Origin of the sequence: Serratia fonticola (genome assembly GCF_001006005.1) — a bacterium.
In the GTDB taxonomy this organism is placed as follows: domain Bacteria; phylum Pseudomonadota; class Gammaproteobacteria; order Enterobacterales; family Enterobacteriaceae; genus Chania; species Chania fonticola.
This window is the reverse complement of record NZ_CP011254.1, coordinates 2,487,145-2,511,799: the sequence shown is the minus strand read 5'-3', so window position 1 is coordinate 2,511,799 and position 24,655 is coordinate 2,487,145. Positions and strand designations below refer to the sequence as shown.

Annotated in this window: 27 protein-coding genes and 1 tRNA gene; 24 read left to right on the top strand and 4 right to left on the bottom strand. The window is 52.3% G+C overall.

What is annotated here, in order from left to right:
- Positions 1-289 precede the first annotated feature (289 nt).
- From WN53_RS11200 to WN53_RS11190, 4 genes are all read right to left on the bottom strand, one after another.
- Complete coding sequence (locus WN53_RS11200) at positions 290-802, bottom strand: P-loop nucleotide/nucleoside kinase family protein (protein ID WP_024484724.1); 513 nt, start codon at positions 800-802, stop codon at positions 290-292.
- Between the two features lie 43 nt (positions 803-845).
- The gene (locus WN53_RS27225; protein WP_071784959.1) at positions 846-1,121 is read right to left on the bottom strand and encodes a type II toxin-antitoxin system RelE/ParE family toxin; all 276 of its coding nucleotides are present in this window, start codon (positions 1,119-1,121) and stop codon (positions 846-848) included.
- Between the two features lie 3 nt (positions 1,122-1,124).
- Complete coding sequence (locus WN53_RS11195) at positions 1,125-1,373, bottom strand: CopG family ribbon-helix-helix protein (RefSeq protein WP_024484723.1); 249 nt, start codon at positions 1,371-1,373, stop codon at positions 1,125-1,127.
- Between the two features lie 245 nt (positions 1,374-1,618).
- Positions 1,619-1,703: transfer RNA gene (locus tag WN53_RS11190), tRNA-Leu, on the bottom strand.
- A 548-nt stretch (positions 1,704-2,251) separates the two neighbouring features.
- Between WN53_RS11190 and melR the strand changes: the two genes are divergently transcribed.
- From melR to WN53_RS11070, 24 genes are all read left to right on the top strand, one after another.
- Positions 2,252-3,190 carry a transcriptional regulator MelR gene (gene melR, locus WN53_RS11185; protein ID WP_024484722.1) on the top strand — a complete coding sequence of 313 codons (939 nt, stop codon included), beginning with the start codon at positions 2,252-2,254 and terminating at the stop codon, positions 3,188-3,190.
- Between the two features lie 201 nt (positions 3,191-3,391).
- On the top strand, positions 3,392-4,852 hold the full coding sequence (gene nhaC / locus WN53_RS11180; protein WP_046808058.1) for a Na+/H+ antiporter NhaC: 1,461 nt from the start codon (positions 3,392-3,394) through the stop codon (positions 4,850-4,852).
- 132 nt (positions 4,853-4,984) lie between these two features.
- Complete coding sequence (locus WN53_RS11175) at positions 4,985-6,193, top strand: MalY/PatB family protein (protein ID WP_024484721.1); 1,209 nt, start codon at positions 4,985-4,987, stop codon at positions 6,191-6,193.
- Positions 6,194-6,625: 432 nt separating this feature from the next.
- Positions 6,626-7,393 carry a DeoR/GlpR family DNA-binding transcription regulator gene (locus tag WN53_RS11170; RefSeq protein WP_024484720.1) on the top strand — a complete coding sequence of 256 codons (768 nt, stop codon included), beginning with the start codon at positions 6,626-6,628 and terminating at the stop codon, positions 7,391-7,393.
- A 27-nt stretch (positions 7,394-7,420) separates the two neighbouring features.
- On the top strand, positions 7,421-8,383 hold the full coding sequence (denD, locus tag WN53_RS11165) for a D-erythronate dehydrogenase (protein WP_024484719.1): 963 nt from the start codon (positions 7,421-7,423) through the stop codon (positions 8,381-8,383).
- A 2-nt stretch (positions 8,384-8,385) separates the two neighbouring features.
- On the top strand, positions 8,386-9,771 hold the full coding sequence (locus WN53_RS11160; protein ID WP_024484718.1) for a GntP family permease: 1,386 nt from the start codon (positions 8,386-8,388) through the stop codon (positions 9,769-9,771).
- A 234-nt stretch (positions 9,772-10,005) separates the two neighbouring features.
- A complete protein-coding gene (locus WN53_RS11155) occupies positions 10,006-10,572 on the top strand; it encodes a TetR/AcrR family transcriptional regulator (RefSeq protein WP_024484717.1) in 567 nt (188 codons plus the stop codon).
- 40 nt (positions 10,573-10,612) lie between these two features.
- Positions 10,613-11,407 carry a winged helix-turn-helix domain-containing protein gene (locus tag WN53_RS11150; protein ID WP_024484716.1) on the top strand — a complete coding sequence of 265 codons (795 nt, stop codon included), beginning with the start codon at positions 10,613-10,615 and terminating at the stop codon, positions 11,405-11,407.
- Positions 11,408-11,410: 3 nt separating this feature from the next.
- Positions 11,411-11,932, top strand: a complete 522-nt coding sequence (locus WN53_RS11145) for a FidL-like protein (RefSeq protein ID WP_024484715.1) — start codon at positions 11,411-11,413, stop codon at positions 11,930-11,932.
- A gap of 621 nt (positions 11,933-12,553) precedes the next feature.
- Complete coding sequence (locus WN53_RS11140) at positions 12,554-12,832, top strand: BMC domain-containing protein (protein WP_004249182.1); 279 nt, start codon at positions 12,554-12,556, stop codon at positions 12,830-12,832.
- A gap of 24 nt (positions 12,833-12,856) precedes the next feature.
- On the top strand, positions 12,857-13,141 hold the full coding sequence (locus WN53_RS11135; RefSeq protein ID WP_021807825.1) for a BMC domain-containing protein: 285 nt from the start codon (positions 12,857-12,859) through the stop codon (positions 13,139-13,141).
- Positions 13,142-13,155: 14 nt separating this feature from the next.
- On the top strand, positions 13,156-13,434 hold the full coding sequence (locus WN53_RS11130; RefSeq protein WP_021179127.1) for a BMC domain-containing protein: 279 nt from the start codon (positions 13,156-13,158) through the stop codon (positions 13,432-13,434).
- 88 nt (positions 13,435-13,522) lie between these two features.
- Positions 13,523-15,139, top strand: a complete 1,617-nt coding sequence (locus tag WN53_RS11125; RefSeq protein WP_024484714.1) for an acetaldehyde dehydrogenase (acetylating) — start codon at positions 13,523-13,525, stop codon at positions 15,137-15,139.
- 22 nt (positions 15,140-15,161) lie between these two features.
- Positions 15,162-15,419, top strand: coding sequence for a EutN/CcmL family microcompartment protein (locus tag WN53_RS11120; RefSeq protein ID WP_021179125.1), 258 nt, complete (start codon positions 15,162-15,164; stop codon positions 15,417-15,419).
- 18 nt (positions 15,420-15,437) lie between these two features.
- A complete protein-coding gene (locus WN53_RS11115) occupies positions 15,438-16,592 on the top strand; it encodes a 1-propanol dehydrogenase PduQ (protein WP_024484713.1) in 1,155 nt (384 codons plus the stop codon).
- 70 nt (positions 16,593-16,662) lie between these two features.
- Positions 16,663-20,082: a choline trimethylamine-lyase gene (gene cutC / locus WN53_RS11110; RefSeq protein WP_024484712.1), complete on the top strand. Its 3,420-nt coding sequence runs from the start codon at positions 16,663-16,665 to the stop codon at positions 20,080-20,082.
- Positions 20,083-20,146: 64 nt separating this feature from the next.
- Positions 20,147-21,097: a choline TMA-lyase-activating enzyme gene (gene cutD, locus WN53_RS11105; protein ID WP_024484711.1), complete on the top strand. Its 951-nt coding sequence runs from the start codon at positions 20,147-20,149 to the stop codon at positions 21,095-21,097.
- A gap of 10 nt (positions 21,098-21,107) precedes the next feature.
- On the top strand, positions 21,108-21,542 hold the full coding sequence (locus WN53_RS11100) for a BMC domain-containing protein (RefSeq protein WP_024484710.1): 435 nt from the start codon (positions 21,108-21,110) through the stop codon (positions 21,540-21,542).
- A 35-nt stretch (positions 21,543-21,577) separates the two neighbouring features.
- Positions 21,578-22,213, top strand: coding sequence for a phosphate propanoyltransferase (locus tag WN53_RS11095; RefSeq protein WP_024484709.1), 636 nt, complete (start codon positions 21,578-21,580; stop codon positions 22,211-22,213).
- 10 nt (positions 22,214-22,223) lie between these two features.
- Positions 22,224-22,892 carry a hypothetical protein gene (locus WN53_RS11090; protein WP_046808057.1) on the top strand — a complete coding sequence of 223 codons (669 nt, stop codon included), beginning with the start codon at positions 22,224-22,226 and terminating at the stop codon, positions 22,890-22,892.
- 261 nt (positions 22,893-23,153) lie between these two features.
- Positions 23,154-23,513 (top strand): DMT family transporter, encoded by a 360-nt coding sequence (locus WN53_RS11085; RefSeq protein ID WP_024486362.1) that lies wholly within the window; start codon positions 23,154-23,156, stop codon positions 23,511-23,513.
- Between the two features lie 11 nt (positions 23,514-23,524).
- On the top strand, positions 23,525-23,854 hold the full coding sequence (locus tag WN53_RS11080; RefSeq protein WP_021179117.1) for a DMT family transporter: 330 nt from the start codon (positions 23,525-23,527) through the stop codon (positions 23,852-23,854).
- Positions 23,855-23,943: 89 nt separating this feature from the next.
- Positions 23,944-24,189, top strand: a complete 246-nt coding sequence (locus tag WN53_RS11075) for a type II toxin-antitoxin system CcdA family antitoxin (protein ID WP_024486363.1) — start codon at positions 23,944-23,946, stop codon at positions 24,187-24,189.
- Positions 24,189-24,506, top strand: a complete 318-nt coding sequence (locus tag WN53_RS11070; protein ID WP_024486364.1) for a CcdB family protein — start codon at positions 24,189-24,191, stop codon at positions 24,504-24,506. The genes WN53_RS11075 and WN53_RS11070 overlap by 1 nt, the downstream gene beginning before the upstream one ends.
- The last annotated feature ends 149 nt before the right edge of the window (positions 24,507-24,655 follow it).

The window sequence follows — 24,655 nt, the reverse complement described above, 5'->3', positions numbered from 1 at the left end:
ACGACTTGATTTGCGTACTGACTAATGGTGCGAAGGCCGGACTCGCGCATAATCCATAACCTCATGATTTATTGTCAGTTAATATAAAAATAAAGACATTATACCAACACAGATATCAACGCTTGAAATTGTTAAATTTGTGACTCGAAGCCGCGCAGACATGATGTTGTCGGTAATGCTATTTTGGCAAACTTTGGTGTAAACCCTATAGCCCACTTCAGCAATAGAGGTTTACTGACCAGATTTAACACTTGCCAACCTCGACTTAAAGTACACCGTGACCTGAGAGTCAAAGCCTGCATGATTCAATATGCTGGAGAATAACCTCTACGGCCTGATCGGGCGTTAACACTGAAGTATCTAGGGTGATATCAGTGGATAACCAAACTTCATACTGGCGAGTGATGACTTTCTGCCAGTCGGGCAATACATGCCCAGTAATGTCTGCGCTACGGTGCTCAACCCTCTCCTTATGCTGCGCTTTATCGGAACAGATAATTTCAATTTCCAACACAGGCACTGCATTTTCTGAAGCCACATCTCGCCAAGCCTGCCGAGTAATAGCGAGAGAATTTACCGAATCGGCAATGACGTTGTTAGCCAACTTAAGATTATCCGCGGCGATAGCATACCCGACCAGATATCCGGCAGGTCCCATATCAGACATGGTGATTTTTTCCGACCGAATCAGTGATTGTTCGATAGAGTCGATACGCACCCAGACCGCGTTCAGTCTGGATGCCAATAAACGGGCAATGGTTGATTTCCCAGTTCCCGGTAACCCACCAAAGATGATTAGCATGAGCATCCTTTTATGACTTATGGCTATAAGCAGACCTGGATATTCAGCGATCTTCTCGGGTGTGCCAAAGATCGACAATATAAATAGTATCGTGCTGAATTTCATAGTGAACGTCATAATCATCAAACAAGATTTTTCTCACTTCTCGTGGTTCATATCTTATCTGAGGTACACCGATTCTTGGATGGTCGGCGAGCCCTGAGGTTCCGATGATCAAACGCTCTAACACATTGTCAGCATGTTGCCGACTGAACTGACAGGCAAACCTATAAATACGCTCCAAGTCATCCTGAGCCTTTTGGGTCCACTGTATTTCCATAGGTTATGATTTTTTCAGTTTGTTAGCGAAGTCAACCACATCCGCATGGCTAACCACCCTTCCCGCATCGACATCAGCAAGGCCTTTCAAAATCTGCTGATGCCGCCGCTCTCTCTCTTCAATCATGGCAGTCAATGCTTCCTTAATCACCCAGCTTTTGGATCTGTCCAGTTCAATAGCCAGGTTTTCAACCGCCGCAGCAAGCTCTGCGGGGATCTGAGCGCTGATCGTCTGTTTCGCGGGTTGTCCCATGAGCATCACCTTTTAATAACAGTTAATAACACTTATTAAAATAGCATTGTTTTGTTAGCGTAACTACCTGTGGCGAAGACAACATTAGCCCCCCCATCATCTCGATGGCCAACATTCCAGTTGGTAGATGTTCGTTGAAGTCGGTTGACCTTGAGGGAGCTAATATAGCGAGAAAGGTGGGTAACTGCTGGATTTCAGGCACAAAAAAAGCCGCTCGAAGGCGACTTGATTTGCGTACTGACTAATGGTGCCGAAGGCCGGACTCGAACCGGCACGTATCTCTACGGTTGATTTTGAATCAACTGCGTCTACCGATTTCGCCACTTCGGCACTGAAGTAGTATGCGGAAAACGTGGGCATTATACCTTCCCACTTGCCTCGCGCAACACTTATCAAGCATTCAACGAGTTGAATGTTGAAAAAAACGTCACCCGTCGATTTTCTCGGCTTACTCTGCTCATTTCTCGCTCTAAATTGATCTCATCAGCTCTTCCCCCCTTATCCCTACCCTTCTCCCTGTAAAGACCAGGGACGTATGAGCCAAGTGAGCAACGCGAAGGTCTTCAACAGCGATATCGAAGCGTTCGTTCAGGCCGTCAGAGAGCCAGCGGTATAACCACTTGTAGCTCGCGGCTGGCACAGTAGACTCCAATGAGTTTTCAGCATCCCGTTGCTAAAATGGGCGAATGACATCACCTGTTGCAAAAGACCCGGTATTCCCGATAGCTCAGATCTTCCATTGACGGGCATCAAATATGAGTTTCTGGGAATGATTTGGCGAAAATGGAGATAAAAAGACAGTTTTTTTCGGTTAAGCTATCAGCATGCTTTGGTATCACATCTCGTGTCAGACTGAGGATCCAGGAACTCTGCTTATCATGGAAAACAACATCCCGCGACTGCCACATGATCCGCATATGTGTCGCAGTTATGAAAAAAAGACTCGTAGCCCACTGGCACTCTACTCAGAGTATCAGCGTATGGATGTCGAGTTGCGGGCACCGTTGGCAATGACTTACAGCCACTGGCATGGTCAGGTCGAGGTTAATGTCCCGTTTGATGGCGATGTGGAATATCTTATCAATGACGAGGTAGTAAGGGTCAAACAGGGGTATATCACCCTGTTTTGGGCTTGTACGCCCCATCAGCTCATAAATCCTGGCCACTGTAAACAGATGGCGATATTCAACTTGCCAATGCATCTGTTTTTATCCTGGCCGCTGGATCGTGAGCTGGTCAACCATATGACCCATGGCATGGTGATTAAATCGTTATCGGCACAGCAGCTCAGCGTCTTTGAGGTTCAACGTTGGCAGTCTGAACTCAATAGCGTTAATGAACAGATCCGCCAGTTAGCGATCGATGAAATCGCCTTAATGCTCAAACGTTTTAGTCTCTCGGGTTGGCAGCCTGTGCTGGTTAATAAAACGCCACGCACGTTGAAGAATAGCCTCTCGCGCCATTCCCAGTTTTACGTTAGCCAGATGCTTGAGTTTATAGCCTCCCATTGTGACAAAATCCTGACGGTCAATGCCATTGCTGAATACGTTAAACTCAACCCCAATTATGCTATGGGGATTTTCCAGCGAGTGATGCAGCTAACCATGAAGCAGTATATTACCGCAATGCGTATCAACCATGTACGGGCACTGCTCAGTGATACTGACAAGACGATTATCGACATTGCCGTTATTGCAGGCTTTCGTTCCAGTAGTCGCTTTTATAGCACTTTTAACAAATACGTCGGCATGCCGCCGCAGCAATATCGTAAATTGAGCCAACAGCGACGAAATCATCCACTCTATACGGACATATAGTTTTCAATAAGAAACGCTTATTATTAACATGGATGTATCAGTTAACACTGCTAAACAGAGTGTCTTATATAGCCAGGGAAAACCAACAATTATTTTGTAGAACCTTGAAATCATCTTACTTAAGGACCGGGCGAACTCTCGTAGAGATTTATTTTATCTGTTCAATCATCAACTATCAACCATTAACTATTGGATGGAATTATGGATTTGAATAGCGACACCTCAAAAAATAAAAGGCAACTATCCTTTTTTTGGTCAGCCTTACCTATGGTGGTAATGCTATGCGGGATCAGCATTGGGTACTTTATCTTTAATATTCGTGCGGAACCCATGATCCTGATGGGTACCGCTACGGCTTCATTCATAGCTATAGCTCATGGTTTTACGTGGGATGATATTCTAAAATCCATTTGTAATAAAATATCTGAAGCACTCCCTGTAATACTGATTGTCGCGAGCATCGGTTTTTTAATTGGATCATGGATGGTATCGGGTACGATACCAATGATGATTTACTATGGTTTAAAGCTCATTAATCCTCAGTATTTTTATATTTCAGCTTTCCTTCTGGGGGCGTTGATCTCTGTTTGTACCGGTACCTCCTGGGGTTCCATTGGTACCGTTGGGATCGCGATGATTGGCGTTGCTATTGGACTTAATGTCTCACTCCCCATTGCCGCAGGGGCCATTGTCTCAGGCTGTTGGTTTGGTGATAAGCTCTCCCCAGTATCTGACTCCACCAATATGGCGGCCTTAGCTGCCGGTGTAAATCTCTATTCTCATATAGGGCACCTTCTGTGGACAACCGGCCCAGGCTTTATTATATGCTGTGTCATATACAGCTATATGGGGATGGGCATTGATGCCTCTATAAGCGCACCTGAAAATATTGTCAAGCTGATGACATCGATAGGTCATGTTTATCATTTTAACCCTCTTCTGCTATTGCCACCGGTTATTGTCTTATATGGTTCTCTATCAAAAAAACCCCCTATTCCTATGTTATTCCTGTCTACCTCAGTCTCAATGATCCTTGCTTTAGTCTTTCAGGAATTCTCTGCGTCATCGGTAGGTGAATCGGTGGTGAGTGGTTTTAAACTCTCTATGATCGAAGAGGGTAACGTCTCTGCTCTCTCTTCCGATGTCTCTCGCTTACTTGAGCGAGGTGGTGCAATATCTATGTTTAGTAGTTTTGTTACTGTTTTTAGTGCCTTTAGCTTCGCCGGAGCGATGAGCGCAACGGGCTCTCTGCACACCGTTATTCATGCGCTGACAAAAGGGGTTAAATCAACTTTCCGCCTCGTACTCACCACGATTGCGACGACCTTCATCATCTGTGCCTGTACAGCAAACGGTACTTTACCCTTGTTGCTATGTGGTGATGCCTTTAAAGACGAGTACCGCAAACGAGGTCTTGCAGCCAAGAATCTCTCCCGGACAACCGAGGACGCCGGGACGGTCGTCGAACCTATTATTCCTTGGTCTGCTTCCGGAGTTTATTGTGCAACTATGTTGGGCGTTTCAACGCTTGATTATTTACCTTGGGCAATCTTGTGTTACAGCGGCGTCATCTTTGCACTACTGTGGGCGGCAACGGGGATTGGTATTGCCAAACTTGATCCGCATGATACTCCTGATAATGTCATGGAGCCTCAACGATAATAAGAGAGTCATCAGGAAGATGACTTCCCCTGAGACAATAGCCAAGATATGCATATTGCCGTAGATATGCCCTATGAATAATTTTGTTATACGTGTTGTTTAAATGATATTTAATCGCACCTGGAGCTTGTAATGTCTTTGTTTGATTACGTTGTCACAAGAGATGCTCATTGTCGTAAGTATGGGCAATTGCAACAAATGTTTGGTACTGATGATGTATTGCCGCTTTGGATTGCAGATATGGATTTCAAGACTCCGCAACCCATTATTGATACGTTGCGTTCCGTCGTGACTGAGCCGGTTCAAGGATATAATCTGGATCACCCCCACTGGAAGCAATCGGTTACCGAGTGGTATAAAAATCGGTATGGTTATGATGTCAATGCGGATTGGCTGCATTTTGTTCCGGGTGTAATCAAAACCATAGTATTGTCTCTAATGGCTCTAACCAAGACAGGCGATAATATATTAACTTGCACGCCAATATATGATCCTTACCCTAACTTTATAAAAAAAAGTGGCAGAAGCCTGATACAAACCCGCCTAATTGAGAAAAATGGTCGCTATGAGTTTGATTGGCATGATTTCAGAGAGAAACTAAAAAACTGCCAGATGTTCCTTTTTTCTTCGCCACACAACCCCGGCGGTATGGTATGGGATCGGGAAACGGTTGAGAGGATAAACAGATATTGTCACGATGCAGGGGTGATCATTGTATCAGATGAGGTTCATGGTGACTTAACATTGCCCGGCAAGCTACACATCCCTTTTTTTACGGTAAATGAAGCGCTGAACAGTCAATCGATAGTGTTCACTTCTATCAGTAAGGTGTTTAATACACCCGCAATACAGGGAGGTATAGCCATTATTAAAAATGAAGAGCTACGCAATAAGTTCTATAGTTTTCTGGATGACTGTTACCTTGCCGAGACAAACTCGTTACAGCAGGCAGCCATTTATTCAGCATATACCCGCTGTGATGACTGGCATCAAAAATTACTGTCCTATTTATCCGATAACGTGAAATATGTCAAAGGTGAAATAGAAAAAAACTGCCCATTGATTTCAGTTGTCTACGGTGGTGCATCCTATTTGCTGTTTCTTAACGCTGAAGAAATGGGGCTCAGTGATAAGCAGTTAATATCGTTTTTTGTCCATGAAGCTAAACTCGGTCTTTCACCAGGTATTCAATATGGCCCTGGCGGAGAAGGGCACATGAGGTTAAACGTTGGATGTCCGCGTTCAGTACTGGTGGAGTCGATGAAGAGGCTAAAAGAGGCGTATGAGAATCGGAAGAATGCTCAACGCGATCATCTGGAGCTTGCCCATAAACCGGTGTAGCAAAGCCTGTTTCCGAGTCTGCATAAATACTATTTTTCAGAAGTGACCGTCAAGGCGATCGCACCGAACCCAGGTCACGGTCGGATAAAGCCCCCCTCCCGCCTTAAGCGAGAGGGGGCTGTCTGATCGGGCCTGGTCTGCGTTCTCACCAAAAAGGCGATGATACTCTACGCAGCGCAACTGCACCAAGACCTGCGCTTTTTTGTTACACCTCACACTTTTCATCACAACCTTCTGTGATTCATCCCATCGCAAAAAATAAAATCAACACGTTGAATATAAACATATTTACACCAATCAACCCACCCCACACCCACCCACCCTTCTGTGACAACCCTCGTTTATTTGTTAAATCAAATGATTGAATATTAATAACATAACAAAAAATAACAGCTACCCAGCGGCACCATCGCTACCGACCAGGAGTTGAGCATGATCCCATCGGAACGCCGCGATTTTATCTATCGCTATGTACATGAGTATCAGTTGGTCACCATCGTGGCCCTGGCCGAGTTAATGAGCGTTTCACATATGACCGTCAGGCGCGACATCCATCAACTGGAAGAAGAAGGCAAGGTGATTAGCGTCAGTGGCGGCGTGCGCCTGAGTGACGCGCTACGCCAGGAGCTGGCCTACAAAGAGAAGGCCCAACTGCACCATCGGCAAAAACGGGCCATCGGCAAATATGCCGCCGAGCTGGTCGAAGATGGCCAGGTGGTCTATCTAGACGCAGGTACCACCAGCTTCGAGATCGCTCGCCAGCTGGCCGAGCGCTTCAACCTGACCGTGGTCACCAACGATTTTTCCATTATCCAGCACCTGATGAACCGCCCACAGCTCAACCTGTTTCACACCGGCGGGCGAATCGATCAACGCAACTATTCCTGCGTCGGCAGCTGCGCCGCCATGCTGTTGCGCACCTTGAATATCGACGTGGCCTTTATCAGCACCAGTTCCTGGGATCTGGAACATGGTCTGTCTACCCCACACGAGGAGAAAGTGCTGGTGAAACAGGCGCTGCTGGACGTGGCCCGGCGCAAGGTGCTGGTCTCCGATAGCAGTAAATACGGCAAGTACGGCATGTTTCGCGTCTGCTCACTGGCGGCGCTCGACGACATCATCTGCGATGCCGCCCTGCCGCCAGAAACGCAGCAACAACTCCAAGAGCGTGGCGTGCGGCTGCACAGCATCAACCTCTGATAACACCCCCTACAAAGGAATATAACCATGAAGGTCATCATTACTGGCGGAGCAGGATTTTTGGGTCAACGCTTGGCAACCGCGCTACTGCGAGACAATACGCTACCTTTTGACGAACTGGTGCTGGCAGATATCCAACAGCCTAACGCCCCGCTAGCCGATCCGCGAGTTCGCTGCCTGGCACTCGATCTCACTCAACCCGATGCCGCCGATCGGCTGATCGATAGCGATTGCAGCGTGCTGTTTCACCTGGCCGCCATCGTCAGCAGCCATGCGGAAAGCGACTTCGATCTCGGGATGCAGGTGAACTTTGACGCCACTCGCCAACTGTTGGAAGCCGCGCGCCGCAATGCCCCGGCAATGAAGTTTATCTTCACCAGCTCGCTGGCGGTGTTTGGCGGCCAGCTTCCAGCCACCGTCACCGATGAGTGCGCCGTGCAGCCACAATCCTCCTACGGTGCACAAAAGGCTCTGTGTGAACTGTTGATCAATGATTACGCCCGCAAAGGATTTGTCGATGCGCGGGTGCTGCGTCTGCCCACCATCAGCGTGCGCCCCGGCAAGCCGAATAAGGCAGCATCCTCCTTTGCCAGCGGCATCATCCGTGAACCATTGCACGGGGAGCCTTCAGTCTGCCCGGTCTCCCCAGAGTTGACGCTATGGCTGTCCAGCCCTGGCACCGTGGTACGCAACTTTATCCATGCCGCCACGTTGCCTGCCGCGCAGTTCGGCACCTCACGCATCGTCAACCTTCCCGGCATCAGCGTCACAGTAGAGCAGATGCTAGCCGCACTGGAGGAGGTGGCCGGTGAGCAGGCTCGCGCCAAGGTGAACTTTGTGCCGGACGAAGCCATCAATCGTATTGTCGCCAGTTGGCCGGGCAACTTCGATGTACAACGTGCATTGGCGTTGGGGTTCCGTGCCGATGAAAACTTCCAGCAGATCATCCGCGCCTTTATGCGCGATGAGATGCCGCAGGCCGGGAGCTGAATATGGCACTTTATACTCCCATCATTGGTTTGGCGGTCGCCGTATTCGTGCTGGTGTGGCTGGTATTACGCACCCGGGTTCATGCGTTGATCGCCATGCTGGCAGCAGCCTCTATCGCCGGGATCAGCGGCGGGCTGAGCGCCATGCAGACGGTAGATACCATCTCCAAAGGGTTTGGCAGCACGCTCGGCAGTATCGGGATTGTTATTGGCCTGGGGGTGATGATGGGCCGCGTGCTGGAAGTTTCCGGCGCGGCGGAGCAGATCGCCTTCAGCTTTATCAAGTGGCTGGGTAAAAAGCGTGAGGAGTGGGCGTTGGCGATCACCGGCTATATCGTCAGCATCCCGATTTTTGTCGATTCGGCCTTCGTCATCCTTTATCCGCTGGTCAAGGCGCTGGCCAAGAAGGGCAAACGCAATCTTCTGACACTCGGCGTAGCCTTGGCGGGTGGCCTGATCATTACCCATCATGCAGTGCCCCCAACACCGGGACCATTAGGGGTGGCGGGGATCTTCGGCGTGGATATCGGCGCTATGATGCTGGCCGGGCTGGTGTTAGCCATTCCCTGCGTGATCGGCATTGTGATCTATGCGCGCTGGCTCGGCACCTATTACCCGGATTTTACACCAGAAGACCAGGAAGATGAGCCGGAAGACCTACGGGCCGCCCACCAGCGCTATCTGGCTGAGAAAGAAGCCAAAGTGCTGCCGAGCTTAACGTTATCGCTGCTGCCAATCATCGCCCCCATCGTGCTGATTTTTATCAACGCGGTGAACAATATGCTGGCCAAATCTGAAGGAATGGCCTGGTTGGGGGAAAGCCTGTGGGGGCAAGCCTTTGCCTTCCTCGGTGCACCGGTGATTGCATTGGCCATCAGCGTGCTGCTGGCGGTTTACACCCTGATGCCGAAGGTCGACAAGCACGAAACGCTGGAGCGGCTGGAAGAAGGCTTGCAGGCCGCCGGGATTATCTTGCTGGTGACCGGTGCCGGTGGCGCGCTTGGGGCAGTATTACGTGAAAGTGGCACCGGAACCTTGCTGGCGCAGCACGTCGCCAATCTGCCGCTGTCCCCGGTATTGATCCCGTTCTTTATCGCTACGCTGGTGCGCTTGATACAGGGTTCGGGCACTGTCGCCATGATCACCGCAGCCTCCATCTCAGCCCCTATCGTCAGCCAGTTACCCGGCGTCAATATGCTCGCTGCCGCGCAGGCCGCCACCATGGGCGCGCTGTTCTTCAGCTACTTTAACGACAGCATGTTCTGGGTAGTCAACAGGATGATGGGGATTAAGGACGTGAAGCAGCAGATGATGGTCTGGTCAGTGCCCACTACTATAGCCTGGGCGATCAGCCTGGTCGGTGTCCTGATACTGGATTGGTTGTTGTAAACGCCCCTCACCCTAGCCCTCTCCCACAAGGAGAGGGAACCGTCCGAGCCACTTGTCAGCCTTAACGCCCCAGTTAGCTCCCAACCCCGATTAAGCTAGTAAAAACTTTCCTAATTGATTGATAACTAAAATAGTTTGACCTACCTATCATTATTCAGGATTGGTCAGACCTTTAGGGTTAGCGGATTGACCTCGATCAAAAATGACATACCGGCTGGTCGGTATGATCGCCGCATGAATACCCATGTGCATCGCAAAAAAGACCCGGAACGGCTGCAAGAGCAGCTGCTGGAAGCCGCCAGTATCATCGCCGCTAAAGATGGGATTGCCGCGCTGTCGCTAAACGCCGTCGCCAAGCAGGCTGGGGTCAGCAAGGGCGGGCTGCTGCACCACTTTCCCGGCAGGCAGGAGCTGATACATGCGCTGTTTATTCGCCTGCTGGCCGTGATGGATCGCGGCATTATGGCGCTGATGGCCGTGGACGATAACCCACGTGGGCGCTTCTCCCGGGCCTATCTGATGTACCTGGCAGGCATCAGTGAAACCGACACCAGCCGTCAATTGGCCCTGCTGTCGCTGGCCATGCCGCATGAAATGGTGTTGCGTAAATGCTGGCGGGACTGGGTGCTGCAACATCTGGCCAATGCCGATGAACTGGATCGCAGCTACGTAGGTAATTTGGTGCGCTATGGTGCAGACGGCCTATGGCTTTCTGAACTTACGGAAGGAGTCACTATGACGCCGGAAGAGCGGCTTGCATTGGTGACGAGGCTGGCGGCAATGACCTTCGAGGAGCTTTAACCTCCGCGGTTTGCGGGCAGCCAATCACCCAGGGGCGATAATGAAATACAAAATTAATGCCTTTCTTATTTATGACGCCACCGAAGGTTCGCTAAAGCTGGACGATGGCGGCAAGTCAGATAGCCAGCTCACCATCACTGCCAACGCCCTGCTGTTCTTCATGATCCAGCATCCTGGCGTGATCAGCCGCGATACGGTAATGCAGCGGGTCTGGGACGACAACGGGCTAATGTCCTCCAACAGCAACCTGAATCAGTACCTGAGCATCCTGCGCAAAGCCTTTCGCCGTTATGGCATTGAGAACGTGATCGTCACCGTGGCCCGTGGCAGGTTGGAAATCAATCCAGAGCTGACGATCGAGGTAATCGATGACTCCTTGTTGCATCCGGTAATACATGCCAGCGAACAGGAACCCTCTGCCGAGGTAGCTCCAGAACCAACGCCGGTAGCGGCGGCCACCACCAACAACGATCGCTACTGGGGTTATGCAGGGGCAATGATATCGCTGTTGGCCATCGCGCTGATCGGCTGGTCGTGGAGTAACAACGGCAGCCTGACCCCTCTCGTCTTCACCCCCGTCGCGCAGGAACCCATTGAGGTGTTATCCACCGACGCCATGATAAATCCAAGAATGCGCGAGAATTACCTGAAAAACTTTATTGCCGTCAAAGAAAAAAAGAACATAAAGTATGATAAAGACGAACGTTTTCTGTTCTTTTATGGTGATAAGCTGCAATCCAACGGGTTAGGCCGGACGTTTCTCGCACACTGCGCCAAACATCAAGATAATACATTCAGCTACTGCGATAACTATTTTTATTATTCATGGAAATAAATTATGAAAACAATGGGCTGGGGGAGAAGGCTGTTTGCCGTCTCTATCATATTGCTACTGGTCTCACTATTTATCACCGTTAAGCATAATGTTATCCAGCGCGATGATGTTTTAAATTGCTCAACCAAAGCCATTATGCACTTTGAAGATACCGTTACCGAATCCGTTAACGTCAATATTCACTTTAACTTTAATGTCAAAGGTAAAGGTTCCATCGTGGTGGAAGGATATTCAGACTCGGAGGCAGGCTGGCTTTATTTACAACGCTACGTACAGTTTGATTATACCAGCAAGCGTGTTTCCCCCGGAGCCCGCTATTATCAGATCAACCGCTGGGTGTCCAGCAAGTCCTCTATCGATCAATCTCCCGACGTGATCTTTGATTACTTTATGCGGGAAATGTCAGACAGCCACTACGGCCTACAATTGGCGATGGAGAAAATCAATGCCGACACCGTGCTGCTCAGTTCGATCAACTCCCCACTGTTTATCTGCGCGTTGAAACCCGGCAGCCAGTTAGAGTAACGCCCGTTCCCCAGCAAAGCTGTTCCCCCTTGTCCTAAGCCTCTGGCCTGCCTCTCATTACCCCAAAAACCGCCCCTGATAGTCATAATGCCTGTCGGTTATTCGGCGATCGCTATTTCCCCTCACCCCAACCCTCTCCCCAAAAAGGAGAGGGAGCCAGTACGGAGCCGAAGTTAGGTACAGAGGCTAATCTGTGGCACGTTCAGTCCCCTCTCCCTACGGGAGAGGGTTAGGGTGAGGGGAGATTGCCGACCTTAACAACTGCCCAAAAAAACCTGCGCTACTCCACAGTCTGCAAGCCCCTCCGCTACCTAAAAAACCCATTTGAATACCATAGATTTAACATTATTTCCCGCCCTTAAGTGAATGCCAAAACCCGCCATTTCTTGCCAGGGAGCAGAACTATTATCGGGCTGATTATCAGAGCAAACAGATAAACAGATGATAAATAGAGGCTTATTATCAGAACAAAAAACTAAATAGATATCGATTAATGAATTTATATTTTGAATAACTACCGGAGGGGTATAGTGCCCTTAGCCGTCGGAAACCTTGATCCCCTCATGGCCGAACGGCACAGCAGATGACAACTCATAAACCGGCTTTGTGGAGGAAACAACAATGGGTGATGCATTAGGCTTAATCGAAACCAAAGGGTTGGTGGCCTGTATTGAAGCGGCGGATGCCATGTGCAAGGCGGCCAACGTCGAACTGATCGGCTATGAAAACGTCGGTTCCGGCCTGGTCACCGCCATGGTGAAAGGCGACGTCGGTGCGGTAAAAGCCGCCGTCGATTCCGGCGTGGAATCCGCACAACGCGTGGGTGAAGTAGTGACTTCACTGGTTATCGCCCGCCCACACAACGACATCAACAAAATCGTGATTAAGCACAAAGCGTAAACAGCGCATCAAGGAGAACGGATCATGGGTGACGCATTAGGATTGATTGAAACCAAAGGGCTGGTGGCCTGTATTGAAGCCGCCGATGCGATGTGCAAAGCGGCCAACGTGGAGCTGATCGGCTATGAGAACGTCGGTTCCGGCCTGGTTACCGCGATGGTGAAAGGCGACGTGGGCGCGGTCAAGGCGGCAGTGGATTCCGGTATCGAATCGGCCAAACGCGTGGGTGAAGTGGTTACCTCACTGGTCATTGCCCGCCCGCATAACGATATCCAGAAAATCATCTCGCAGTACAAAATCACCGAATAACAAGGAATTCACTGATGAAAGATGCACTCGGATTGATCGAAACCAAAGGGTTGGTGCCTGCTATCGAAGCCGCCGATGCTATGTGTAAGGCCGCCAATATTGAACTGATTGGCTATGAAAACGTCGGCTCCGGCCTGGTCACCGTAATGGTGAAAGGCGACGTGGGTGCCGTTAACGCGGCAGTGGAATCCGGTATTGAAGCCGCCAGCCGAATTGGCGAAGTGATTTCATCACGGGTTATTGCACGCCCACACAATGATATTGAGAAAATCGCCTCACAGCATAAGGCGTAATTCAGCCTGATTACCGGCGGTGGCAGATAAGTACTCTACCCGATTGCAGCAAGTAAAAAATTAAACTCCTATTCAGGGGAATAGACTAATGACCACATTAGATCCGGATTTACAATCCATTCAGCAGGCTCGCACGCTGATTAAAAATGCCAAACAGGCACAATTGCTGTTTGCCAAATATTCACAGGAAAAGATCGACGGCATTATTAAACATATTGCCAGCGAAGCGGCCAGGCATGCCGAAGAATTGGCAAAGATGGCCCATGAAGAAACCGGCTTCGGCAATTGGCAGGACAAGGTGTTAAAAAACATTTTCGCCTCTGAAAAAGTTTTTGAGCATATTAAAGATTTAAAAACCGTCGGTATTATTCGTGACGATCAGCAGAATAAAGTCATGGACGTGGGCGTCCCGTTAGGGGTGATTACCGCCCTGGTGCCGTCCACTAACCCAACCTCAACCATTTTCTATAAAACGCTGATCGCGCTGAAGGCCGGGAACGCCATTATTTTCTCCCCGCACCCTAATGCGCGCCAGTGCAGCCAGCGGGCGATTGAGATCGTCAAGCAGGCCGCGCTCCAAGCCGGTGCCCCTGCGGGTATCGTTGACGGCCTGACCCAGCTGACGCTGGAAGCCACCAAAGCCCTGATGCACAGCAAAGACGTCGCGCTGATCCTGGCTACCGGCGGCGAAGGTATGGTTCGTGCGGCCTATAGCTCCGGCACACCAACCATCAGCGGTGGCCCAGGCAACGGCCCGGCGTTTATCGAACGCAGCGCCAATATCCAGCAGGCAGTGAAGGACATCATCACCAGCAAGACCTTCGATAATGGCGTGATCTGCGCCTCTGAGCAGTCGATCATCGTGGAAAAGTGCATCTATCAGGACGTACACCGCGAGTTGCTGGCCCAGGGCTGCTACTTCATGAACGACGATGAATCTGCCCGCCTGGCCAATATCCTGTTGCGCCCGAACGGCATGATTAATCCTGAAGTGGTGGGCAAGACCGCCATCTACCTCAGCGAGCGCGCCGGGTTCTGCGTACCTGCGACCACCAGAGTGCTGATTTCGTTGCAAAACAGCGTCTCGCGTAAAAACCCTTACGCCCGCGAAAAACTCTGCCCGGTGCTGGGGCTGTACATCGAAGAAGACTGGATGAGCGCCTGTGACCGTGTGGTAGAGCTACTCACCAACGAAGGCCTGGGGCATACGCTAGTCATCCACACCCAGAACCAACAGGTGATCCGCGAGTTTGCGCTGCAAAAACCGGTGCACCGCATCCTGATCAATACGCCCGCCGCGCTTGGAGGCATTGGCGCAACCACGAATCTTATACCTGCGTTAACGCTCGGTTGCGGTGCCGTTGGTGGCGGCTCCAGCTCGGACAACGTCGGCCCGATGAACCTGCTGAACGTACGTAAAGTCGGCTATGGCGTTCGTAGCATCGAGGATCTGCGCCAACCACAACCCGCAGCTCAAACGTGCAGTGCGCCAACCAGCCATAGCACCAGCATCTTCGACGATAACCGCTTTGCAGCGCCAACGGCGGCGGTAGCCCCGCAGGCCGCACCGGCACCGCTGTATGCCCAGGGCGACGATCGTTTCGGGGCGGTCACCCGCGCAGTGGTTAACGCCGCAGCCAATGACATCACCGAAGAGAACGTCGAACGGATCATTACGGAAGTGCTTGGACGCCTGTCCCGGTAACACATCAACCAAGGGTGAAAACATGATCCTCGCAAAGGTAACCGGCCATGTGGTGGCCACGCAGAAAAGTGACGAACTACGCGGCAGCAACCTGCTGCTAGTCACAGCTCTGGGTGACGACCTGGAAGCCATCAAAGATCGTACCTACGTTGCCGTCGACAGTGTCGGTGCCGGTGAAAACGATCTGGTGTTGGTGGAAGAGTATTTCGCACTGAGTAAAGACCGCTACAAGGCCATGTCGATCGTTGCCATTGTCGAGAAGGTTCACCGGGAGCGTTAAGAGTAAGAGGAAGTAGGCATGAATGAGTTTCTGATTAAGCCAAAAATCCATTTCGGTGAGGATGCGCTGCTCGCGCTGAGCAGCTTGCCTGGACGCTCGGCGTTTTTGGTCACCGATCAGGCGATGGTGAAGTTTGGCTTGGCCGAGCGGGTGACCAGCCTGCTCCAACAGCAGCAGATCCGCTGTCGTCAGTATGACCAGGTGGCCTCAGACCCGGATATTTCCGCCATCGTCAGCGGCATGAAGCTGATGGATGACGACTACCCGGACCTGGTGATTGCCTTGGGTGGCGGCTCGGTCATCGATGCCGCCAAGGCGGTGATGTATGCGCTGTGGCATTGCCGTAAAGACAGCGGCCGTAGCAAGCCCTGTTTTGTCGCCATCCCCACCACCAGCGGCACCGGTTCCGAAGTCACCAGCTTCTCGGTGATCAAGTCCCGCAGCCAAAAGCTGGTGTTGGTGGACGAGTTCATGCTGCCCGACATCGCCATCCTCGATCCTCAGCTAGTGAAGTCGGTGCCAGCCAGCATTACCGCCGATACCGGGATGGATGTGCTGTGTCACGCCCTGGAGGCCTATGTCTCCCGCAAGGCCAGCGACTTCAGCGATGCGATGGCCGAAAAAGTGGTGCAGATGGTATTCGGCCACCTGCTGACCTGCTACCAACAGGGCAGCAATCTGCCTGCGCGGGAAAAAATGCATAACGCTTCATGCATGGCCGGGATGGCGTTCACCAACGCATCGTTGGGTATCACCCACAGCCTGGCGCACGCCCTCGGCGGCATGTTTGGTATCCCGCATGGCCGAGCCAATGCACTGCTGATGACATCGGTGGTCGCCTTCAATGCCGACGTTGACGGCAACTGCGACACCCCGGCCGCGCACAAGTATGCCGCTCTGGCGCGCCTGTTGGGGCTGCCAAGCACCTCGGTACGTGATGGCGTCAACAGCCTGTTGGTGGCGATCGAAACGCTGAAACAGGAAATGCAGCTACCGGCCAATCTGCAAGCCGCAGGGGTAGAGGAACACCGCTTCCAGGTTTGCCTTGGCGAACTGGCCACGCAGGCGTTGCACGACAGCTGCACGCCAACCAACCCGCGCGACGTTAACGCGGCAGATTTGGAGAAACTGTTCCGCCTCGCCTACAGCGGCGGCCCGGTACAGCTTCAATAACGCACTCATTACAGTCAACGGATTTTGCCAATTTGTGTGAAAGCCGCAGGACATCAGGAGAGATTTGAACATGGCCCATTATTCACTGACGCCACGCGTAAAACTGCTGGCAGAAAGACTCTTATCCCAAAACAGCACCATCAGCACCGAACGTGCCGCCATTCTGGAAACGCTGGGTGGCGATGTGGCCGGCATGCCGCAGTTGGTCAAGAATGCCAAGCTGTTCAATGAGCTGGTCAAGCAACTGCCCGGCTACATCGGCCCCGATGAGTTGATCATCGGCAGCCAATCCTCCACCCCGCGCGCCGCCGTGTTCCACAGCGAAAACGAACTGCGCAGTCCTTCGGCCTTCACCGCATTTGGCCAGACCTCACCGGACTATCTGGCGGTGATCACCAAAGGGCTGTTCGCCATCGAAGCCGAAATGGAAGACCGCGCCAGAAGCATCGGCAGCGCCGTCAGCCGTTCTGGATTGGACGAAGTCAACCAATGCCGCGCCATGATCTACGCCTGTAATGCAGCGATGCATCTGGCGCAGAAACTGGCTAGCAAAGCCGAAAACATGGCTGCGGTAGAAAACCATCCGTACCGCAAGGCGGAGCTACAAGAAGCGGCCGCCATGCTGAAGAAAGTCCCTGCTTACGGGGCCAGCAGCTTTAAAGAGGCTTGCCAGTCGTTCTACTTCTTCCAACTGGCACTGCACCTGGAAAACGGCAGCTACGCGGTTTACCCAGGCGGCTTCGACAAATTGTTGTACAGCTTCTATCAGCAAGACATCACCCGTGGCGTGCTGACGCCGGAGCAGGCTTATGAAATCGTCGAGTGCCTGTGGCTGAAGCTGTGTGAGCTTTCCGAAGTGCGCGCACCACGTGAGCTGGACGGCTACCCGATGTTTGACGCCATGCTGCACGGCGTGCGCCTCGACGATCCGGCATTAGTGATCAACGATCTGTCCGCCATGTTGCTGGCAGCCCGTAGCAACCTGATGACACTCAACAGCAACTTGCAGGTAAAACTGTTTGCTGGCCAGGCAGGTGCTCGCCCGCAGTACAGTGCGCCATCGGCCCCGTTCGTGGCGGCCTCCGCGCAAGACGTGGCAACGCACAAACTGATGGAAGGGCTGACGCCGCGCCTGCAACGCCTGCGTGACAACTACCTCGATGCTCGCCCTAGCGTTTCTATCTATCGCGCCATCACCTTTACCGAGATGGCAAAAAACAACCCAGGTCTGCCAACCATTCTGCTGCGCGCCAAGTCTTTCCGTGCTGCCTGTGAAACCGCACCGATCCTGATCCAGAAAGATGAGTTGATCGTCGGCCATCCGTGCGGCAAACCGCGTGCCGGGGCGTTCTCACCGGATATCGCCTGGCGCTGGGTGCGTGACGAGCTGGACACCATGGGCACCCGCCCGCAGGATCCGTTCGTTATCTCCGAGGCCGACAAGAAGACAATCCGCGAAGAAATCGTACCGTTCTGGGAAGGCCGTTCGCTCGATGAGATCTGTGAAGCGCAGTACCGCGAAGCAGGCGTTTGGGCCTTCAGCGGCGAAACCTTTGTCAGCGACCTCTCCTACCACCAGATTAACGGCGGCGGCGACACCTGCCCAGGCTATGACATCCTGCTGTTCACCAAAGGGATGAACGGTATCAAGGCCGATGCCCAACAGCACCTCGCGGCGCTGAGCATGGAAAATCCGGCGGATATCGACAAGATCTACTTCTACAAAGCGGCGATTGAAACCTGTGACGGCGTGGTGGCCTACGCCAAACGTATCGCCGACAAGGCCCGTGAACTGGCTGCCGTTGAGCAAGATCCGGCACGCCGTACGGAACTGCTGACCATCGCAGAAACCAACGAGAACGTCCCTGCCAACCCACCGAAGACCCTGCAAGAAGCGCTGCAAAGCATCTGGACGGTAGAGTCGCTGTTTGAAGTGGAAGAGAACCAGACCGGACTGTCACTGGGCCGTCTGGATCAGTATTGCTACCCGATGTACCAGGCCGATATCGAATCTGGCCGCCTGACGCAGGAACAGGCGTTGGAACTGTTGCAGGCCTTCATCATCAAGTGTGCCGAACTGATGTGGATGTCCAGCGAACTGGGTGCCAAGTACTTCGCCGGTTACCAGCCGTTTATCAACCTGACCATCGGCGGGCAGAAGCGCAGCGGCGGCGATGCCTGTAACGATTTGACCTACCTGATCATGGACGCCGTGCGCTTCGTCAAAGTGTACCAGCCGTCGCTGGCCTGCCGTATCCATAACCAGTCGCCGCAGAAGTACATGGAGAAGATCGTTGACGTGGTGAAAGCGGGTATGGGCTTCCCGGCCTGCCACTTTGATGATTCCCACATCAAGATGATGCTGCGCAAGGGCTTTGACTTTGAAGATGCGCGCGACTACTGCCTGATGGGCTGCGTAGAGCCGCAAAAATCCGGCCGCATCTATCAGTGGACCTCCACCGGTTATACCCAGTGGCCGATCGCCATCGAGTTCGTGCTCAACCGTGGCCGCATGGTGCTGTTCGACAGCTATCAAGGCTTGGATACCGGTGAGCTGAGCACCCTGAAAACCTACGAAGAGTTCGACAATGCGGTGAAGGCGCAGATCGCGCACATCGTCAAACTGTCGGCTATCGGTACCGTGATCAGCCAGCGTGTGCACCGCGATGTAGCACCAAAACCGCTGATGTCGCTGCTGGTGGAAGGCTGTATGGAACAGGGTAAAGACGTGGCCGCCGGTGGCGCGGTGATCAACCACGGCCCAGGGCTGATCTTCTCCGGCCTGGCGACCTATGTCGACTCCATGGCGGCGATCCGCAAGCTGGTGTATCAGGATGGCAAATACACCCTGGAGCAGATCCGTGACGCGCTGCTGGCCAACTTTGAAGGCTTTGAACAGCTGCGCCGCGACTGTCTGAATGCGCCGAAGTACGGCAATGACGATGACACGGTCGATCAGTACGCGCTGGACATCACCGAGTGGACCGAGCGCGAGTGCCGCAAGTACAAGATGCTCTACTCCACGCTGAGCCACGGCACCCTGTCGATTTCCAACAACACGCCGATCGGTGAACTGACCGCCGCAACGCCAAACGGCCGCTTGGCCTGGATGCCACTCTCCGACGGGATCAGCCCGACGCAGGGCGCGGACAAACAGGGCCCAACCGCCATCATCAAGTCCGTCAGCAAGATGAACGTGGAAACCATGAACATCGGCATGGTGCACAACTTCAAGTTCCTCAAAGGGCTGCTCGATACCCCTGAAGGCAAGAACGGACTGATCACCCTGCTGCGTACCGCGTCCATTCTGGGCAACGGCCAGATGCAGTTCAGCTACGTGGATAACGAAGTGCTGAAACAGGCGCAGGTGGAACCAGAGAAATATCGCGACCTGATCGTCCGTGTGGCCGGTTACAGCGCCTACTTCGTCGAGCTATGCAAAGAAGTGCAGGACGAAATCATCAGCCGTACCGTTATTGAGAAGTTCTGACTTTAGCCTTGGATAAGACAGGGATGTCTTATCCCATCAGCCTTCGAAGAAAGGGGAAAATAGTATGGATAACACGCTGGAGAAAAAGGGTCGGATATTCAATATCCAGAAATACTCGATCTATGACGGAGACGGTATTCGCACCCTGATTTTTTTCAAAGGTTGTAACATCCTCTGCGCCTGGTGCGCCAACCCCGAGGGGCTCACCAGCAATTTCCAGGTGATGTATTCACATGATAAGTGCGTTGACTGTGGGCAATGTGTCAGCGTCTGCCCGGTGGGGATCCACTCCCAGATCCAGAATGCACAAGGCGATCTCAAGCACCATCTCGATCGCAACATAGACTGCATCGGTTGCCGCAAGTGCGAAGAGGTCTGCATCTCTGGCGCGCTGGACATCATGGGTAAGGACGTCACGGTGCAGGAGTTGATGGATATCATCCTGCAGGACGTCGATTTCTATCATGCCTCTGGCGGTGGCGTCACCCTGGGCGGTGGCGAGCTGAGCCTGCAAACCGACTTTGCGGCCGCGCTGCTGACCGAATGCAAAAAACAGATGATCAACACCGCCATCGAAACCAATGGCACCACCACTTTAGCCAATTATGAAAAGCTGGCGACCTGCACCGATATGTTCCTGTTCGATATCAAGCATATCGATAGCACACGGCATAAAGCGTTATTTGGCGTTGGCAACGAGGGCGTAAAAAGAAACCTGGAGCGCCTGGTGGAACTGGGCAGCCATATCGTGGTGCGCATGCCTTTGGTACGCGGCTATAACGATTCTTACGATGCCATCACCGGTGCCATTGACTATGTCATGGCCCTGGCACGCAAAGGCAATATCAGCCGCATCGACGTTTTGCCTTATCACCAACTGGGTAAAAACAAATACCAGCGGCTCGACATGATCTATCCGGTCAAAGACGACCCAAGTTACAGCAATGAAGAACTGGACCAACTGGCGGCTTTTTTCCAGCGCTTTGACTTTGATATCCGCCTGGTAAGGCACTAAGGAGATTGAGATGAACTTAAGCCTGGGAGTGATTGAAACCTATGGCCTGACCGCCGCGATCCACGCGGCCGATGCGGCCTGTAAATCCGCTGCGGTAACGGTGCTGGGATACAAGAAGATTGGTTCCGGCCTGGTTAGCGTGTTCTTTGCCGGGGAAATCAGCGCGGTGAAAACCGCCATCGACAGCAGTGTGGCAGTGATCAAACAACCGGCGTTTATCAAAGGCCAGTTGGTGATTGCCCGCCCGGAAAAACAGGTTGTCGCGCTGCTGACCGGGCTGAAAGGCAAGGAGCTTACGCCGCCAGCGGCCAAGGTGCAGCAAGAACCGCCTGCGCCAGTAGCAGAAGTGGCCGCCCCGCAGGCGGAGGCCGCAGCACCGGTAGTCGAAGCCCCTGTTGCCGACAACAAACCCGCCCGCACCGGCGGCAAGAAAGAGTCTAAATAACCGTACAGCTTCTGAGATCGGGTAGGAATAACAGTATGTTTAATGAGTCGTTACTGGAAAGGATCCGCCATAACCTGGCAGAGAACTATTCTTCTCCCACCGGCATCGCCATCCCGGTTGGGGTTTCAAACCGGCATGTCCATCTGTCGCAGCAGGATATTGAAACGCTGTTTGGTGCCGGTTATCAGCTGACGCCATGCAAAGAGCTACGCCAGCCTGGGCAGTTCGCCGCGAAAGAGTGCGTGATGATCGTCGGCCCGAAAGGCTCGCTCTCCAAGGTGCGGGTGTTGGGGCCAGCACGTGATTGCACTCAGTTGGAAATCTCCAAGGCGGACTGCTTTACCCTGGGGCTGAAGGCTCCGGTACGCGAATCCGGCAATCTGAACGCCTCCGGTGACGCCATGCTGGCTGGCCCGGCGGGCTACGTTTCGCTGCATTCACAGGTGATTTGTGCCCAGCGCCATATCCATATGAACCCGCAGGATGCCGCCAGGTTGGGCGTGCAGAACGGGCAGAAGGTGCGGGTGAAAGCGGCAGGGGTGCGTGGGCTGATCTTTGACGAAGTCATCGTGCGGATCAAAGCCAGCTTTGCGCTGGAACTGCACATTGATACCGATGAAGCCAACGCCGCCGGGCTAGCTTCCGGTGACAACGTGGTTATCGTTCCCTAAGGCGGCAAATATGATGCAGCGTGAAGTCATCGACAAGTTGGTCAATGAAGTGCTCTCACGGATGCGGCCACGGGCGTTGGTGCTGTTAACCGCAGCGGATGGTTACCACGAAATTATCCGCGCGCGCTTACAGCACTGCCAGGCGTTCTCGCCAGTGATCCTGTTTAGCGATAATGCCCAGCAGTTTCACGCAGAAGCAGATTGGAGCCAACTAGGGCCAATTACTTCGCTGGCGGAAATCAGTCAAACCGGCGCACTGGATAATATTGAGCGGATATTAATTCCTTTTCTCGATTTCGCGACGGCGGCAGAAGTGGCCAACGGTTTATTACAGTCTGACGCTGCCCGGTTTATTCATCTGGCTCGCATGAGCGGCAGGCCAATAATGGCACTGGATTATAACTGCAACCCGACCAGCGAATTAAATCAGCTGAAAGGCCTGAGCCGCGCAGGGGAAAACGCCCCCCAGGCAGATTATCTGCCGAAGCTGGCGGCACAAGGCATTGAGCTCTGTACGTTGGATCGGATGTTATCGGCCCAGCCCGCAGCCACGGAGCCGTTGGCAGCGCCGCCACAGGCCTACGTAACGCTTAGCGAACTCAAGCGGCTCAATGGTCGCTCACCACCGGGGGCCAAGCTGACCGATTTGGCATTGGAATATAGCCGAGGAAAAAAATAATACAGAACCGGGTGAGGATATTTACCCCTAAGAGAGGCCCCTCACCCACAGGGAGAGGGGACCGATCGAGTGGGTCTGAAAACTCAGTGACGCACGTTGGATGAGTGGGCGTTCGAGTTTGCTGAGATTACCTCTTTATTGCCAAAAGAGCAGGAGCTAACAGCTCCCTCTCCCTGTGGGAGAGGGTTGGGGTGAGGGGTAATTAATATAAGTCTCACGTTTTAACTTTATATAAATCATTACTTATCAGGAGCGAACTCTATGTCTACCAAGGCAAAAGCATGGGTATGGATGTTATTGGTCATCTTCTCCGAGACCTCGGCCACCTCTACCTTAAAAATGTTTGATAACAGCGAAGGTACCACCAAGACGTTATTACTCGGCTTGATCGTAGTGTTGTACTGCGTTTGTTATTACTCGTTATCCAACGCGGTGAAATACATTCCTGTCGGTCTGGCTTACGCCACCTGGTCAGGCACCGGGATTTTAATGGTCTCAAGCCTGGGCATGGTGTTTTACGGCCAACACCCTGATATGCCAGCCATTATCGGCATGATCGTGATTGCCAGCGGCATCGTGATTATGAACCTCTTCTCCAAAATGGGCTCCTCCGAAGAATAAGGGTATCAACTATGTTTAATATTGGCTTCTTGTGGCTGGCACTGTCGATCGGTTCAGAAATCACCGGGACCTCGATGATTAAAAAAACCAACAACTTTAAAAAGCTGGGGCCTTCGGTGCTGGTGATTAGCGCTTACTGCCTGTGCTATTTCGCCCTGACCAAGGCGATGGGGTTTATCCCGGTGGGCGTCGCCTACTCCCTGTGGTGCGGCTTTGGCATCGTCGGGGTGACCTTCGTTTCCATGCTACTCTACAAGCAGAAACCGGATCTCCCTGCCATCTTCGCCATGGCGCTGATCATCGGCGGTGGCGTCATTATGAATATCTTCTCGCAGATGTAAGATCTTAGCCCCCAACAGCGCAGCGGCAACGTTGCGCTTTTTTTTTGATGCGCTATAGTTATGCGCATAAATTATGTTCAGGAGGTACTATGGGAGCCGTTTCAGTAATAAAAAAACGCAATACTAACGTATACTTGCGTGTCGACCTGATTGAACAGGCTAAAGCATTAGACCTAAACTTATCGGCTACACTAAACCACGCATTAGAACTCGCAGTGAAGAAGGGGCAACGTGAACGTTGGTTAGCGGAAAATCGTGCTGGTCTTGAAGCATTGAATGGCTTCGTTGAGGAGAACGGTCTTTTTTCTGATGATGCTGACTTTGGTGTCCTGTAATGAAACAATTTTCTGTTTATAAAAATCAATCTAAAAACAAAAAAGCCTATCCTTTCTTTATCGTTGTTCAGTCCGATTTACTCGATCACCTTAGCACTCGTTTGGTCATGCCCTTGGCTTTAAAGCATGCAACAAACTCACAGGTCAAAGCACTGACTCCTGTTTTGTCTGTGGATCAACAAGATTACGTGATCCTTACTAGTTTACTGACGACTACGGATGTCAAAAATCTTAATGCAGATTGCCTAGTTACCAATGCAGCCCATCTGCGTGATGAGCTGGTTGCGGCCATCGACCTGTTAGTTTTGGGCATTTGAAAAACTGCCCCACTGACTATGAACAAATTGGGCCTGTTCAACAAAGAGGTGGAAGCAACCGTTATTTCTGTTTCAGCAACAGGCCTGAAAGCAACGCCCCAAGATCGGCGGCATGCTGAATAGAGGTATATGCAGGCTAATGATTTGAT